This window comes from Streptomyces sp. PKA51, from assembly GCF_057552455.1.
In genome coordinates, this window is record NZ_BAAJPZ010000014.1 from 16,053 (window position 1) to 28,264 (window position 12,212).

The window sequence follows — 12,212 nt, forward strand, 5'->3', positions numbered from 1 at the left end:
CAGGCTTCTGCAACAAACGGCGGCTGCGCCCCGAAGGGGCGCGGGGCAGCGTCGATCTGCGGCTGCCGCCGCGTGGGCGCGACAAGCCACGACGCACCCGCAGGGTCCGGGACGGCATGTCGACTGCAGGCCGTCGGTGGCCGATCGCGCAGTTCCCCGCGCCCCTGACGGGGCGCTGCCGCCGGATGGGCCCGCGCCCCTACGGGGCGCCGAGGTGGCGTTCGACCGTTTCGACCTTGGTGGTCAGGCCGTTCGTGACGCCGGGGCGGATGTCGGCCTTGAGGACGAGGGAGACGCGGCCGCAGCGGGCCTCGACGGCGGCCACGGCGCGCTTGACGACGTCCATGACCTCGTCCCAGTCGCCCTCCAGGGAGGTGAACATCGCGTCCGTACGGTTCGGCAGGCCGGAGGCGCGGACGACGCGCACCGCTTCGGCGACGTATTCGCCGACGTCCTCGCCGACCCCGATGGGGGTGACGGAGAAGGCGACGATCATGCGTTGACCACGCCTTCCTTGCGGGCGCGGGCGGCGATCACGCTGGCCTCGGCCTCGCGGCGCAGCATGCGGTCGGCGAAGAAGCCGCCGGTCGGCAGGACGGAGAGGACGAAGTAGAGGGCGCCGGTCTTCAGGGGCCACTTGGTCTTGTTCCAGGCGTCGGCCAGGAAGACGACGTAGAGGATGAAGAGGATGCCGTGGATCGCGCCCATGGCGGGTACGGCGTTGAAGTCGGTGGTCCGCTTCAGGGCGGAGCAGATGAGCAGGAGGATGAAGGAAACGGCCTCCGGGGCGGAGACCAGGCGGAGCCGGCGCAGGGCGGAGGCTGTCTTGAGGTCCACGGGGCACACCTTCGGTCGCGTGGCGAAACGGTCACAGCTTGTGACAGCATTCACAAGCTCTCCCATTGTTGCAGGCCCACCTTCGATCACAGCATTCGGGTCCATTCCAGGGCCTAGGGACGTCTAGGGGCGTCTAGGGGCCTGTTCGCGGGGTATGTCCTGCCGCTAGCGTCTGCAGGCGTGGCTCAGTTTCGGCTCCACGGGAGCAAGGTCCTCGCCGTCGACATGAACGGCGACGCGGTCAAGGCCAAGAACGGGTCGATGGTCGCGTACGAGGGCGAGATGACGTTCAAGAAGATGACCGGCGGCGGTGACGGCCTGCGCGGCATGGTCACCCGCCGGCTCACCGGCGAACAGATGGAAGTCATGGAGGTGAAGGGGCACGGCACCTGCTACTTCGCCGACCGCGCGAGCGAGATCAACCTCGTGACGCTGCGCGGCGAGACGCTGTACGTCGAGGCGAGCAACCTCCTGTGCACGGACTCCTCGCTGCGCACCGGCACCACCTTCACCGGGCTGCGCGGCGCCTCCCAGGGCAACGGCCTGTTCACCACGACCGTCGAGGGCTCGGGCCAGGCGGCGATCCTCTCCGACGGCACCGCGATCGTTCTGCGGGTCACCCCGCAGATGCCGCTGCAGGTCGACCCGGGCGCGTACATCGCGCACACCGGCCGGCTGCGCCAGCACTTCCAGTCGGGGGTGAACTTCCGCACCTTCATCGGCGAGGGGTCGGGCGAGGCGTTCCAGATCCGCTTCGAGGGCGACGGGCTCGTCTACGTCCAGCCGAGCGAGCGCAACACGATCGGGGGGCAGCTGTAATGCCGTTCCGGCTCCTGAACTCGCGCATGGTCGAGGCCAGCGTCGTGCCCGGGCAGCGGCTGTTCAGCCAGCGCGGGGCCATGCTCGCCTACAAGGGGGAGGTGTCCTTCACCCCCAGCATCACCGGCGGCGCGGGCGGCGTGATGGGGATGATCGGCCGCCGTATCGCGAACGAGGCCACGCCCCTGATGACGGTCGAGGGCAACGGCACGGTGATGTTCGGCCACGGCGGTCACCACGTGCACGTCATCGATCTCACCGGCGACACGCTCTACGTCGAGGCCGACCGCCTGCTGGCCTTCGACGGCACGCTGCAGCAGGGGACGATGTTCATGGGTTCCCAGGGCGGCGTGATGGGCATGGTGCGCGGCCAGGTCACCGGGCAGGGCCTGTTCACCACCACTCTCAAGGGGCACGGTGCGGTGGCGGTGATGGCCCACGGCGGCTTCATCGAGCTGCCGATCGGCCCGCAGCGGCCGGTCGTCGTCGACCCGCAGGCGTACGTCGCCCACCGCGGCGACGTGCGCAACAAGCTCACCACCGCCCTCGGCTGGCGCGAAGTCGTCGGCCGCGGCAGCGGCGAGGCGTTCCGGCTGGAGCTGTCCGGCACCGGCACCGTCTACGTCCAGGCGTCGGAGGAGAAGCTGTGATGAACGGTCCCGTCGTCCACGACGCCACCACGCTGCCGGCCAACGACAACGTCAACCCGTACGCCTTCTGCGTCGACCTCAAGGGGCAGTGGTTCCTGCAGAAGGGGAAGATGATCGCCTACTACGGGCGGATCGACTTCCACGGCATCGGCCACGGTCCCCTCGACCGGCTGATCGCCGGCAGCTTCCACTCGCCGCTGCACGCCGCGGACTGGGTGGTCGCCGAGGGCCAGGGCAGGATGCTGCTGGCCGACCGGGGCTTCGACGTCAACTCCTACGACCTGGAGGACGGCAACCTCACCGTCCGCTCCGGCAACCTGCTCGCCTTCGAGCCGTCGCTCGCGCTCAAGCAGTCGATCATCCCGGGCTTTCTGACGCTGATCGGCACGGGCAAGTTCGTCGCGGCCTCCAACGGACCGGTCGTCTTCGCCGAGCCGCCCATCCGCGTCGACCCGCAGGCGCTGGTGGGCTGGGCCGACTGCCCGTCCCCCTGCCACCACTACGACCACCAGTACTTGCGGGGGGTCATGGGCGGGGTGCGCCGGCTGACGGGGCTGGGAGGCGCCTCGGGCGAGGAGCACCAGTTCGAGTTCGTGGGCGCGGGCACGGTGCTGCTGCAGTCCACCGAGCAGTTGATGGAGGAGATCGCCACCGGGGACGGGCCGCCGGAGCAGGCCGGCGTGCCGCACGCAAGCCCCGGGAATCAGCCAATGACCCCCCGATTGCCGGGCCAGCTCGGCGACCTCCAGCGCCGCTTCGGGCTGTGAGCGGTACCCTGCGGAGTGTGACGGGTCGAACGCATGACCTTTAATGTTAGTTAATCTTTCAACTTCCTTTAGGTAGAATCCATCTATGGACACCGAGAACGGCACCCGCTGGCTCACCGACGAGGAGCAGGCCGCCTGGCGTGCCCACCTGGAGGTGAGCCGGCTGCTGATGCACCAGCTCGAACGCGATCTGCAGCCCTTCGGCCTCACCAACAACGACTACGAGATCCTGGTCAACCTGTCGGAGTCGAAAGACCACCGGATGCGGATGAGCGACCTCGCGACCGCGACCCTGCAGTCCAAGAGCCGCCTCTCCCACCAGATCACCCGCATGGAGAACGCGGGCCTGGTCCGCCGCGTCAACTGCGAGTCCGACCGGCGCGGCCTGTTCGCCGTCCTGACCGACCTCGGCTGGGAGACGATGCGCAAGGTGGCGCCCCACCATGTCGCCTCCGTGCGCGAGCACTTCATCGACCTGATGACACCGGAGGAACTCAAGGCACTCCACACCTCCCTGCTGCCGGTGGCCAACCACCTGCGCACCACGCGCACCAAGTGACCTCCGGCCCTCGCCCGCGCCGCACACCCCCGTTGTGCGGCGCGGGCGAGGCGTTTTTCAGCGGAGCAGGCGGAACAGGCGCAGCAGTACGCGCACGTACGGGCTCCGCCGTGCCGGCCGGGCAACCGTGCCGGTGAGCGCCCGCTCGGCGCGGTCCAGACTCTCCTCGACGCACGCGTCGTGCAGCCACCGCCAGAACAGGGGCCAGGTCAGCCGGGCCGACCCGCGGGCCTCCTTGGCGAGGGTGTGCCGCAGCCGCGTCCGGCCGTCCGCACCGCTCAGCACGGCGAACTCGTGGAAACCGTCGAAACCGCGCGGCCCCTCGAAGGCGAACCGCACCCAGACGGACGGCACGTAAGCGGCCACGCTGTAGCGCACCGGACCGTGTCCGCCCCTGGCCCCCACCCCCAGCGGCCGGTCCAGCCGCATCGGCGGCCAGGGCGCGCCCGGCCAGAGCCGGTCGTTCCCGCTCGCGAGACCGTCGATCAGCACCCCGACCTCGGCCGGCTCCGCGGCCAGCGAGCGCTCGTGCACGTTGTAGACGCCACCCATGACGTTGACTGCCTCCCCGTTTTAGAGACACATCTCCAATAACTCTGGAGAGTACTCTCCAATTCATGCCGAGACCACCCCGCTTCGACACGGACCAACTCCTGGACGCCGCCGTCCACCTCGCGGCAACCGCAGGCCCCGCGGGCGTGACCATGTCGGCAGTGGCCAAGGCCGTGGGCGCACCGAGCGGCTCGGTGTACCACCGCTTCCCCAGCCGCGCCGTGCTCCTGGCCGAGGTGTGGCTGCGCACGGTCGAACGCTTCCAGCACGGCTACATCCGCGCCCTGGACGAATCACCGGCCGCGGCGGCCCGCCACGTGGTCGCCTGGAGCCGCACCCACCCCCAGGAGGCGGCCCTCCTGCTGTACGGCCCCCAGGACTTCGGCCGCGCCGACTGGCCCCCGCAGTACGCCCACCGCGCGAACGAGGGCAACGCCCGCATCCGCGCGGCGCTGGCGGCCCTGGCCGGCGACGACCCTGCCGCCTTCGACCGCGCCTTCCTCGCCCTGATCGACCTCCCCCTGGCCGTGGTCCGCCGCCACCTCCGCGCAGGCGAACCGCTTCCGCCGCACGCCGAGGCATTGGCGGAGGAGTCGGCGGCGGCACTGCTGGCAGGTGGGGAGTCCTGACCCGGGGGGGGCGACAACCTGCGGCTACGGCCGCGCTCCACGGCCGGGCGGCCGACGGGATTATGAGGCGAGAACGGCCCTTCGCTCCGGGCCTGCCATACGGTCCGTGACAACCGGAACACAACGACCGAAGGGGCGAACAGACCATGGGCGAGCAACCCGTCGAGCCGCCGGCTCCGCCCGAGCCGGACATCCTCCGCGACCTGGCCGCCGTCCTGGGACGCACGCCCGAAGCGCTGGCGATCGAATGGGCAGCCGGCTCTCTCGTCATCCCCACCGCGACCATCGGCGAGGCTCTGGGCGAGGACGGCTGGGGCCTGTTCGACGGTCCGTCCTGACCGCGGAAACCTCCCGTTTTTTCACCCGGAGGTGAGAACCTCCGGCCGCTTGCGGCGCGTGGGTGTCTTGCCCGCCTTACGGTCCGTTGCTACGGACATGAGTGCGGAGGGAAGGGGCGGGGCCGTGACGAGTGAGACCTCTCAGCCACCGATGGCCTGGCGGCTGTGCGGCAACCAGGTGAAGCTCTGGCGCACGGAGGCCGGCATCAGCCGCGAGCAGCTGGCGCAGGAGGCGGGGTACGGGTGCGAGACGGTGAGCTCGATGGAACAGGGGCGCCGGCGCCCCACCCAGCGGCTCCTGGAGGTCGCCGACGACATGTGCGGGGCGCGGGGGAAGCTGCGGGCGGCGCTGGCGTATCTGCAGCCGGACAAGGCACCTTGGGTCACGCATCTGTTCGCGGATGCGGAAGCGCGGGCGATCGCGCAGCACCACTACCAGACGCTCCTCGTTCCCGGACTGCTCCAGACCGAGGAGTACGCACGCAGTTTGTTCAGCAGCCACTGGCCCCCCGTGGATGACCAGACGATCGATGATCGTTGGGAGACCCGGATGCGGCGACAGGAACGGCTCAAGGTACCGACCGTGCTGTTCAGCTTCGTCATGTACGAGGCCGCACTCCGTACCGGGGTCGGCGGGCCGAAGGTGATGAAGGGGCAGCTGCGCCACCTGCTCGAAGTCGGCGAACAGCGCAACGTGACCATCCAGGTTCTGCTCGCCGAAGGCGCCTCCCACAGCTGCCTCCATGGACCGATGACGCTGCTGGAATCCGAAAACCGTGAGCTGTGCGCCTATGTAGAGGGGCAGGGGTTCAACTCCCTCTTCGCGGAGCGTGAGACGGTGAGTGACTTCTCGCAGCGCTACGGCATGCTTCGCGCTCAGGCGCTGAACATGAAGGATTCAGCGGCGTACATCAGAAGGTTGGCCGAGGGATGACGCTCAAGCACCGGTCGTGGTTCAAGTCGAGCTACAGCGACGGCGAGGGGGGCGGTGAGTGCGTCGAAGTCTCCCTTCCATGGGCGAAGTCCACTCACAGCGGCAGTGACGGCAGCGCCTGCGTCGAAGTCGCCGCCACCCCGCGCACCGTCCACATACGTGACTCCAAACGGCGCGGCGGGCCGCAGCTCTCCATACCCGCCGCCGCATGGGCGGCGTTCGTCGCCGGGGCGGGGGTGGGAGCCCTCAAGCGGCGGACGAGCGCCCCCGCGGTGATCCCCCATCGGTCTCCGGCCGGCCTCCGTGAGGCGTGAAGACGAAGGCCGACGTGTCGCCGTCCAGGTCGATGGTCAACGAGGCGTCGAGCGCCTTGGCCAGACGGGTGAGCAGGGCCAGGGTCGGAACGGAGTCGCCGCCCTCGATGTGGGAGATCTGGGCTTGGGTCATCCCGGCCCGCCGTGCCAGTTCGCTCTGTGACAGGCCGAGCTCGCTGCGGCGGTCGTACACGGCCTGCCCCAGGGCGAACGCGTGCCCCGCCTCGGTGTAGGCGACGGTCTCCTCCACCACCTCACCCAGGAGCTTCCTCGTGCGGCGGGTCTTCCACTGGGAGTGGTTCATGAGCTCTCTCCCCGGATCCGTTCGGAAGTCCGCCGGCAGCACGATAGACGATCCCGCGCGAACCCGTACGAGATGCGCGCCGCATCACCCGCATGGCGTCCCCCGGCCGTGGCCCCCGGGCGGCTCGCCCGGGGGGGCACGGTCTGCCGCGCTCGTCAGTGGGTGTACAGCCACCAGTAGTAGCGGTAGTGGTCGTTGTCGTATTCGCGCTTGCACTTGTACTCGTGCCAGTCGCCGTGGCTCTGGCCCTTCTTGCCCGCCTCCACGCAGGTGTTCTCGTCGTCGTAGTGGCCGCGCTTGGTCCAGCCGTCGGCCGGGGTGGCGCCGGCGCTGGTGCTTGCGCTCGGGGACTCATCCGACGGTGCCGCTACGGCCGCCCCCGCCGTGGCGGTCAGGAGCACCGCGGTGGCCGCCGCCACCGCCGGTGCCAGGCGGAAGGTCCGCGTTTTCATGGGGGGTTCCCTCTCTCTCGGCTTCTGCCTGCCCCGATGGTGGGAGCGGAATCGCGGCGGCGGAAGTTCAGCGCCCCGGGCGTGCGGGTGCGGGCCGGGAGGGAAGTCCCGCGCGGGTGGGTCCCGAGTCGGACGGCGTGCGGGACGGCGTCAGACGATGCGGATGCCGAGCGCCCATGCGGTGATGGTGGCGGGGCTGGACCACAGGTGGTCCTTGGAGGCCGCGGTGAAGCTGGGGGCCCACCGTGAGGGTTCGAGGCGCCAGAGCAGGTTGCCGGCGCCGCTCCAGTGCACGTCGCCGCCTCCGCCGGTGAGGACGTAGCCGGGTGGCAGGGTGGCGGTGGCCTGGGGGTGGGCGTCGGGGCCGCCGTCGACGGGGATGCGGGCGACCTCGACGCGGCCGACGGGCAGGTGCCGCGGGAGGGCGATGGCGTAGGAGCGGATGCTGCAGGGGTCGGACTGGCCGTGGTCCTTGGAGCGGGCCTGCCAGGTGCTGTCGGAGGAGGGGAAGGAGGCGGTGGCGAGGTTGCCGGCGCCGTGCCAGTCCACGCGGAAGCCGCCGCCGACGAGGACGTGGTTGTTGGACCAGATGCGTGCTTCGGCCGTGGGCCACGGTTCGGCGCCGCTGTCGGCGGGGGTGACGAGGACGGCCCGCGCGAGCTGGTCGCGGCTCATGCCGGCGATCTTCAGCCCGATCACGTACGAGGTGAGCTGGTGGTAGTGCACCTGGAGGTGGTCCTTGGAGCTGACGGTCCAGCCCCAGAGGTCGCCGGTGGGGTAGGAGGCGGTGAGCAGGGCGCCGGGGTTGGCGTCCGTCGCGGTGGCGCCGCCGCCGATGGCGATCATGTCGCCGTCGCCGACGGTGGTGGTCTTGTCGATCCAGTGCTGCCGTGCGGGGCTTCCGGTGTGGGCGAAGACGGACACGGTCGCCAGACCGGAGGCGTCCGTGAAGGTGGCGGCGTGTGTTCCGGCCGCTGTTGCCCTGCCCGTGCCGAGGGTGCCGAGGGCGGCTGCGCCGGCCGCTGCGGTTGCGGCGCGTAGGACGTCTCTTCGGCTCTTCATCTCTCCGGCCCGCCTTTCCACTGCTGTCGCACTGTGGCTGGTGCCTGTCGGGCGCGACCCTAGCCGTCACCCGAAGCGCCCGGACACCCCCCGGAACGGGGATTGACATCGGCCAGCCGCTCCCGCCACCCGAACGGGACGACTCCAGGCACCGACTTCGCGATCGCGATGGCCGGAAATGCGGCGCCCCGCGTGCCGGAAGACGGACCGGGCCTCCCGTTCCCGCAGGCCGTACCCCCGTGATGAGGCCAGGGCACAAGCGGCCGGTTCGCACGCTTGCCGGCATGACCCGATCCGCGGGAATGCAGGGCGAGTTGAAATCCGTACCTTTTACCCGGCATATGTCCCGAACCGCTCTGGTTCCCCTCCCTCCCCAGCACATAGCTTTCCGAACGTCGTAAAGCCCGACCCACGAAAATCCATGGAAGGGAAAACGGCATGACCACGAGCCGCAAGATCGCCCTCGCCCTCGCCGCCGCCGGCACCCTGACGGGCCTGGCCGCCGTGCCCGCCGCGGCGGACGCCGCCGTCAAGGCGCCGATCACCACGTCGATCCAGGTCTACAGCGACGACACCAACCTGGACGAGTACGCGGGGCACGACGTCCTCACCCGCGACGCCCGGCACAGCTGGCAGGTGTTCCAGCTGACGCAGCTGGACGACGGGTCGTACACGATCCGGGGCACGCACTTCGGCAAGTGCCTCGCGGCCACCGGGCGCGGGCAGAAGATCACGCAGAGCCCGTGCAACAGCGGGAACCTCGCCCAGCGCTGGCTGCTGGACACCCGGGCGGACAACACGCCCATCGAGAGCCGCAAGTTCCGCGGTGAGGTGCTCCAGGGTCACGGGCTCGACCAGCCGGTGACGATCGAGGCCCGGGGCTCGGGCCGGGCCGCCCAGACCTGGGGCCTCTACATGAAGTAACCCCGGTGCATGGAGTAACCCGGTAGACGAAGTGCCCGGTAAACGAAGTACCCGGTGCACGAAGCAAGCCGGCGAGCAAGGAAATGAGCCCGGCGACCGGAATTCGCCGGGCTCATTTCGCATGGCCTATACCCGCTCGGTCAGACCCGCAACCAATTCGTCCGCCGCCGCGTACGGGTCGAGCGTGCCGCTCACGACGCGGTCCGCGAGCGCGGCCAGCCGGCGGTCGCCGCGCAGGTCGCCGATGCGCTCCCGCAAAGCCGTGACGGCAATCGTCTCGACCTCGTGGGCCGCGCGGCGCAGCCGCCGCTCGGCGAGGACGCCCCGCTCCTCCATCCAGGCGCGGTGCTTGTCGAGCGCCTCGACGACCTCGTCGGTGCCCTCGCCGCGCGCGGCGACGGTCTTGACGATGGGGGGCCGCCAGTCGCCGGGGCCCCGTGCCTCGCCCAGGCCCAGCATGTGGTTGAGCTCGCGGGCGGTGGCGTCGGCCCCGTCGCGGTCGGCCTTGTTCACGACGTACACGTCGCCGATCTCGAGGATGCCGGCCTTGGCGGCCTGGATGCCGTCGCCCATGCCGGGGGCGAGCAGCACGACGGAGGTGTCGGCCTGGGAGGCGATCTCCACCTCCGACTGCCCGACGCCCACCGTCTCGACGAGGATCACGTCGCAGCCGGCCGCGTCCAGGACGCGGATGGCCTGGGGGGCGGCCCAGGCGAGGCCGCCGAGGTGGCCGCGGGTGGCCATGGAGCGGATGTAGACGCCGGGGTCGGAGGCGTGCTCGGACATCCGTACGCGGTCGCCGAGCAGCGCGCCGCCGGAGAAGGGCGAGGAGGGGTCGACGGCGAGGACGCCGACCCGCTTGCCCATCCGGCGGTACGCGCTGACCAGGGCGGAGGTGGAGGTGGACTTGCCGACGCCCGGCGAGCCGGTCAGGCCCACCACGTAGGCGCCGCCGGTCAGCGGCGCGAGCGCCGCCATGACCTCGCGCAGCTGCGGGGACGCCCCCTCCACCAGGGAGATCAGGCGGGCCACCGCGCGCGGGCGGCCCTCACGCGCCTGTTCGACGAGTGCGGGGACGTCCACCATGGCTGCTCCTGTCGCGAGGGGGTCCGACGGGGACCGAGGGGGTCCCCGACGGGGTCCGAGGGGTCCGGGAGGGGTCAGTTGCCGGGCACGCGGATGATCAGGGCGTCGCCCTGGCCGCCGCCGCCGCACAGGGCCGCGGCGCCGGTGCCGCCGCCGCGCCGCTTCAGTTCGAGGGCGAGGTGCAGCACGATGCGGGCGCCGGACATGCCGATCGGGTGGCCGAGCGCGATGGCTCCGCCGTTGACGTTCACCTTTTCAGGGGATACGCCCAGATCCTTCATGGACTGCACCGCAACGGCCGCGAACGCCTCGTTGATCTCGATCAGGTCGAGGTCCTCGACGCCGATGCCCTCCTTGCCCAGCGCGTGCCGGATGGCGTTGGACGGCTGGGACTGCAGGGAGTTGTCGGGGCCGGCGACGTTGCCGTGGGCGCCGATCTCGGCGATCCAGGCCAGGCCCAGCTCCTCGGCCCTGGCCTTGCTCATCACGACCACGGCGGCGGCGCCGTCGGAGATCTGCGAGGAGGTGCCGGCGGTGATGGTGCCGTCCTTGGCGAAGGCGGGGCGCAGCTTGCCCAGTCCCTCGGCCGTGGTCTCGGGGCGGATGCCCTCGTCCTTGCTGAACAGGACGGGGTCGCCCTTGCGCTGGGGGATCTCGACGGGGGTGATCTCGGCCTCGAACAGGCCGTTCTTCTGGGCGGCGGCGGCCCGCTGGTGGGACAGGGCGGCGAACTCGTCCTGCTCGGGGCGGCGGATACCCAGACGGGTGTTGTGCTTCTCCGTCGATTCACCCATGGCGATGTTCTCGAAGGAGTCCGTGAGCCCGTCGTGGGCCATGGCGTCGAGCATCTCGACGGCGCCGTACTTGTAGCCCTCGCGGGACTTGGGCAGCAGGTGCGGGGCGTTCGTCATCGACTCCTGGCCGCCGGCGACGACGATGTCGAACTCGCCCGCGCGGATGAGCTGGTCGGCCAGGGCGATGGCGTCCAGGCCCGAGAGGCAGACCTTGTTGATGGTCAGGGCCGGGACGGACATGGGGATGCCGGCCTTGACGGCGGCCTGGCGGGCGGGGATCTGCCCGGCGCCGGCCTGCAGCACCTGGCCCATGATCACGTACTGGACCTGGTCACCCCCTATCCCGGCTCGGTCGAGGGCGGCCTTGATGGCGAAGGCGCCCAGCTCGGCCCCGGAGAAGCTGCGCAGGGAGCCCAGCAGGCGGCCCATGGGCGTGCGGGCGCCCGAGACGATGACGGAGGTCGTACCGGAATTTCCGTTCGTTCCTGACATGGGCGCTGCCCCTTCGAGCGGAGAGGGATGTTAACGACGGTTCCCGTCAATGTACTGAGCGGTCACCCGGCGGTCACCGGCCCGACGGTGTGATCGCGCGCACGTTGCGTAACCGCACCGGCAGCGGTGCACTGAAGCCATGCTGACGCGCATCGACCACATCGGGATCGCCTGCTCCGACCTCGACGCCACCGTCGAGTTCTACCGTGCCACGTACGGCTTCGAGGTGTTCCACACCGAGGTCAACGAGGAGCAGGGTGTCCGCGAGGCCATGCTGAAAATCAACGGCACCGACGACGGCGGTGCCTCCTACCTGCAGCTGCTGGAGCCGATCCGGGAGGACTCCCCGGTGGGCAAGTGGCTGGCGAAGAACGGCGAGGGCGTCCACCACATCGCGTTCGGCACGGCGGACGTCGACGGGGACGCGGCCGCGATCCGCGGCAAGGGCGTGCGGGTGCTGTACGACGAGCCGCGCCGGGGCTCGATGGATTCGCGCATCACCTTCCTGCACCCCAAGGACTGTCACGGCGTGCTGACGGAACTGGTCACCTCGGCGGCTGCCGGGACCGCGGAGCACTGACCGCGCCCTCCCCCCGGCCGGTAGAGTGCAGGTTCGGCCGGGGCCCCCAGGGTCCCCGGACCGGGCTGTACCGATGATCTGACACCATTTCTTCGGAAGGGCGGGCTCCGGGTTCCACC

General features: G+C 70.5%; 18 protein-coding genes. 10 read left to right on the forward strand and 8 right to left on the reverse strand.

Annotation, left to right across the window (positions count from 1 at the left end; genetic code table 11):
* Window positions 1–199 precede the first annotated feature (199 nt).
* Entirely contained in the window at window positions 200–496 is a 297-nt protein-coding gene (locus AC27L3_RS20600) for an MTH1187 family thiamine-binding protein (protein WP_487235528.1), read from the reverse strand.
* Window positions 493–837, reverse strand: a complete 345-nt coding sequence (locus AC27L3_RS20605; protein WP_487235529.1) for a DUF3817 domain-containing protein — start codon at window positions 835–837, stop codon at window positions 493–495. Before AC27L3_RS20605 ends, AC27L3_RS20600 begins: the two co-directional genes overlap by 4 nt.
* A gap of 180 nt (window positions 838–1,017) precedes the next feature.
* Here AC27L3_RS20605 and AC27L3_RS20610 point away from each other — a divergent pair, with 180 nt between their 5' ends.
* The 4 genes from AC27L3_RS20610 (at window position 1,018) to AC27L3_RS20625 (ending at window position 3,632) form a co-directional block, all read left to right on the forward strand.
* Window positions 1,018–1,656: an AIM24 family protein gene (locus AC27L3_RS20610; protein WP_487235530.1), complete on the forward strand. Its 639-nt coding sequence runs from the start codon at window positions 1,018–1,020 to the stop codon at window positions 1,654–1,656.
* Window positions 1,656–2,306 carry an AIM24 family protein gene (locus AC27L3_RS20615; protein WP_344437372.1) on the forward strand — a complete coding sequence of 217 codons (651 nt, stop codon included), beginning with the start codon at window positions 1,656–1,658 and terminating at the stop codon, window positions 2,304–2,306. The genes AC27L3_RS20610 and AC27L3_RS20615 overlap by 1 nt, the downstream gene beginning before the upstream one ends.
* Window positions 2,306–3,073, forward strand: a complete 768-nt coding sequence (locus AC27L3_RS20620) for an AIM24 family protein (RefSeq protein WP_487235531.1) — start codon at window positions 2,306–2,308, stop codon at window positions 3,071–3,073. Before AC27L3_RS20615 ends, AC27L3_RS20620 begins: the two co-directional genes overlap by 1 nt.
* 85 nt (window positions 3,074–3,158) lie before the next feature.
* Window positions 3,159–3,632: a MarR family winged helix-turn-helix transcriptional regulator gene (locus AC27L3_RS20625; protein ID WP_487235532.1), complete on the forward strand. Its 474-nt coding sequence runs from the start codon at window positions 3,159–3,161 to the stop codon at window positions 3,630–3,632.
* Between the two features lie 57 nt (window positions 3,633–3,689).
* Here the strand turns inward: AC27L3_RS20625 and AC27L3_RS20630 are convergent, their stop codons facing one another.
* Window positions 3,690–4,184, reverse strand: a complete 495-nt coding sequence (locus AC27L3_RS20630) for an SRPBCC family protein (protein ID WP_487235533.1) — start codon at window positions 4,182–4,184, stop codon at window positions 3,690–3,692.
* A gap of 65 nt (window positions 4,185–4,249) precedes the next feature.
* Here AC27L3_RS20630 and AC27L3_RS20635 point away from each other — a divergent pair, with 65 nt between their 5' ends.
* From AC27L3_RS20635 to AC27L3_RS20650, 4 genes are all read left to right on the forward strand, one after another.
* Window positions 4,250–4,813, forward strand: coding sequence for a TetR/AcrR family transcriptional regulator (locus AC27L3_RS20635; RefSeq protein WP_487235534.1), 564 nt, complete (start codon window positions 4,250–4,252; stop codon window positions 4,811–4,813).
* A gap of 146 nt (window positions 4,814–4,959) precedes the next feature.
* The gene (locus AC27L3_RS20640; RefSeq protein ID WP_487235535.1) at window positions 4,960–5,151 is read left to right on the forward strand and encodes a hypothetical protein; all 192 of its coding nucleotides are present in this window, start codon (window positions 4,960–4,962) and stop codon (window positions 5,149–5,151) included.
* Window positions 5,152–5,275: 124 nt separating this feature from the next.
* The gene (locus AC27L3_RS20645) at window positions 5,276–6,085 is read left to right on the forward strand and encodes a helix-turn-helix domain-containing protein (protein WP_487235536.1); all 810 of its coding nucleotides are present in this window, start codon (window positions 5,276–5,278) and stop codon (window positions 6,083–6,085) included.
* Window positions 6,082–6,399, forward strand: coding sequence for a DUF397 domain-containing protein (locus AC27L3_RS20650; RefSeq protein WP_487235537.1), 318 nt, complete (start codon window positions 6,082–6,084; stop codon window positions 6,397–6,399). The genes AC27L3_RS20645 and AC27L3_RS20650 overlap by 4 nt, the downstream gene beginning before the upstream one ends.
* Here the strand turns inward: AC27L3_RS20650 and AC27L3_RS20655 are convergent.
* From AC27L3_RS20655 to AC27L3_RS20665, 3 genes are all read right to left on the reverse strand, one after another.
* Window positions 6,332–6,703 carry a helix-turn-helix domain-containing protein gene (locus AC27L3_RS20655; RefSeq protein WP_487235538.1) on the reverse strand — a complete coding sequence of 124 codons (372 nt, stop codon included), beginning with the start codon at window positions 6,701–6,703 and terminating at the stop codon, window positions 6,332–6,334. The two genes, AC27L3_RS20650 and AC27L3_RS20655, sit on opposite strands and share 68 nt — an antisense overlap.
* 155 nt (window positions 6,704–6,858) lie before the next feature.
* A complete protein-coding gene (locus tag AC27L3_RS20660; RefSeq protein ID WP_487235539.1) occupies window positions 6,859–7,155 on the reverse strand; it encodes a hypothetical protein in 297 nt (98 codons plus the stop codon).
* 150 nt (window positions 7,156–7,305) lie between these two features.
* Complete coding sequence (locus AC27L3_RS20665) at window positions 7,306–8,217, reverse strand: hypothetical protein (protein WP_487235540.1); 912 nt, start codon at window positions 8,215–8,217, stop codon at window positions 7,306–7,308.
* A 438-nt stretch (window positions 8,218–8,655) separates the two neighbouring features.
* On the opposite strand from AC27L3_RS20665, the gene AC27L3_RS20670 reads away from it, so the two are divergent.
* Window positions 8,656–9,141, forward strand: a complete 486-nt coding sequence (locus tag AC27L3_RS20670) for an RICIN domain-containing protein (RefSeq protein ID WP_487235541.1) — start codon at window positions 8,656–8,658, stop codon at window positions 9,139–9,141.
* A 126-nt stretch (window positions 9,142–9,267) separates the two neighbouring features.
* On the opposite strand, the gene meaB is transcribed toward AC27L3_RS20670, so the two are convergent.
* On the reverse strand, window positions 9,268–10,227 hold the full coding sequence (meaB, locus tag AC27L3_RS20675; RefSeq protein WP_487235542.1) for a methylmalonyl Co-A mutase-associated GTPase MeaB: 960 nt from the start codon (window positions 10,225–10,227) through the stop codon (window positions 9,268–9,270).
* 74 nt (window positions 10,228–10,301) lie between these two features.
* Window positions 10,302–11,513 carry an acetyl-CoA C-acetyltransferase gene (locus AC27L3_RS20680; RefSeq protein ID WP_487235543.1) on the reverse strand — a complete coding sequence of 404 codons (1,212 nt, stop codon included), beginning with the start codon at window positions 11,511–11,513 and terminating at the stop codon, window positions 10,302–10,304.
* Between the two features lie 139 nt (window positions 11,514–11,652).
* Between AC27L3_RS20680 and mce the strand changes: the two genes are divergently transcribed.
* The gene (gene mce / locus AC27L3_RS20685) at window positions 11,653–12,093 is read left to right on the forward strand and encodes a methylmalonyl-CoA epimerase (protein WP_487235544.1); all 441 of its coding nucleotides are present in this window, start codon (window positions 11,653–11,655) and stop codon (window positions 12,091–12,093) included.
* Window positions 12,094–12,212: the final 119 nt, after the last annotated feature.

Bases quoted from the DNA above. Each gene is read 5' to 3' on its own strand.
- AC27L3_RS20615 (WP_344437372.1), top strand. From the start codon at position 1,656: ATGCCGTTCCGGCTCCTGAACTCGCGCATGGTCGAGGCCAGCGTCGTG.
- AC27L3_RS20665 (WP_487235540.1), bottom strand. From the start codon at position 8,217: ATGAAGAGCCGAAGAGACGTCCTACGCGCCGCAACCGCAGCGGCCGGC.
- AC27L3_RS20680 (WP_487235543.1), bottom strand. From the start codon at position 11,513: ATGTCAGGAACGAACGGAAATTCCGGTACGACCTCCGTCATCGTCTCG.
- AC27L3_RS20625 (WP_487235532.1), top strand. From the start codon at position 3,159: ATGGACACCGAGAACGGCACCCGCTGGCTCACCGACGAGGAGCAGGCC.
- AC27L3_RS20640 (WP_487235535.1), top strand. From the start codon at position 4,960: ATGGGCGAGCAACCCGTCGAGCCGCCGGCTCCGCCCGAGCCGGACATC.
- AC27L3_RS20670 (WP_487235541.1), top strand. From the start codon at position 8,656: ATGACCACGAGCCGCAAGATCGCCCTCGCCCTCGCCGCCGCCGGCACC.
- AC27L3_RS20600 (WP_487235528.1), bottom strand. From the start codon at position 496: ATGATCGTCGCCTTCTCCGTCACCCCCATCGGGGTCGGCGAGGACGTC.
- meaB (WP_487235542.1), bottom strand. From the start codon at position 10,227: ATGGTGGACGTCCCCGCACTCGTCGAACAGGCGCGTGAGGGCCGCCCG.
- AC27L3_RS20635 (WP_487235534.1), top strand. From the start codon at position 4,250: ATGCCGAGACCACCCCGCTTCGACACGGACCAACTCCTGGACGCCGCC.
- mce (WP_487235544.1), top strand. From the start codon at position 11,653: ATGCTGACGCGCATCGACCACATCGGGATCGCCTGCTCCGACCTCGAC.
- AC27L3_RS20630 (WP_487235533.1), bottom strand. From the start codon at position 4,184: ATGGGTGGCGTCTACAACGTGCACGAGCGCTCGCTGGCCGCGGAGCCG.
- AC27L3_RS20660 (WP_487235539.1), bottom strand. From the start codon at position 7,155: ATGAAAACGCGGACCTTCCGCCTGGCACCGGCGGTGGCGGCGGCCACC.
- AC27L3_RS20650 (WP_487235537.1), top strand. From the start codon at position 6,082: ATGACGCTCAAGCACCGGTCGTGGTTCAAGTCGAGCTACAGCGACGGC.
- AC27L3_RS20620 (WP_487235531.1), top strand. From the start codon at position 2,306: ATGAACGGTCCCGTCGTCCACGACGCCACCACGCTGCCGGCCAACGAC.
- AC27L3_RS20655 (WP_487235538.1), bottom strand. From the start codon at position 6,703: ATGAACCACTCCCAGTGGAAGACCCGCCGCACGAGGAAGCTCCTGGGT.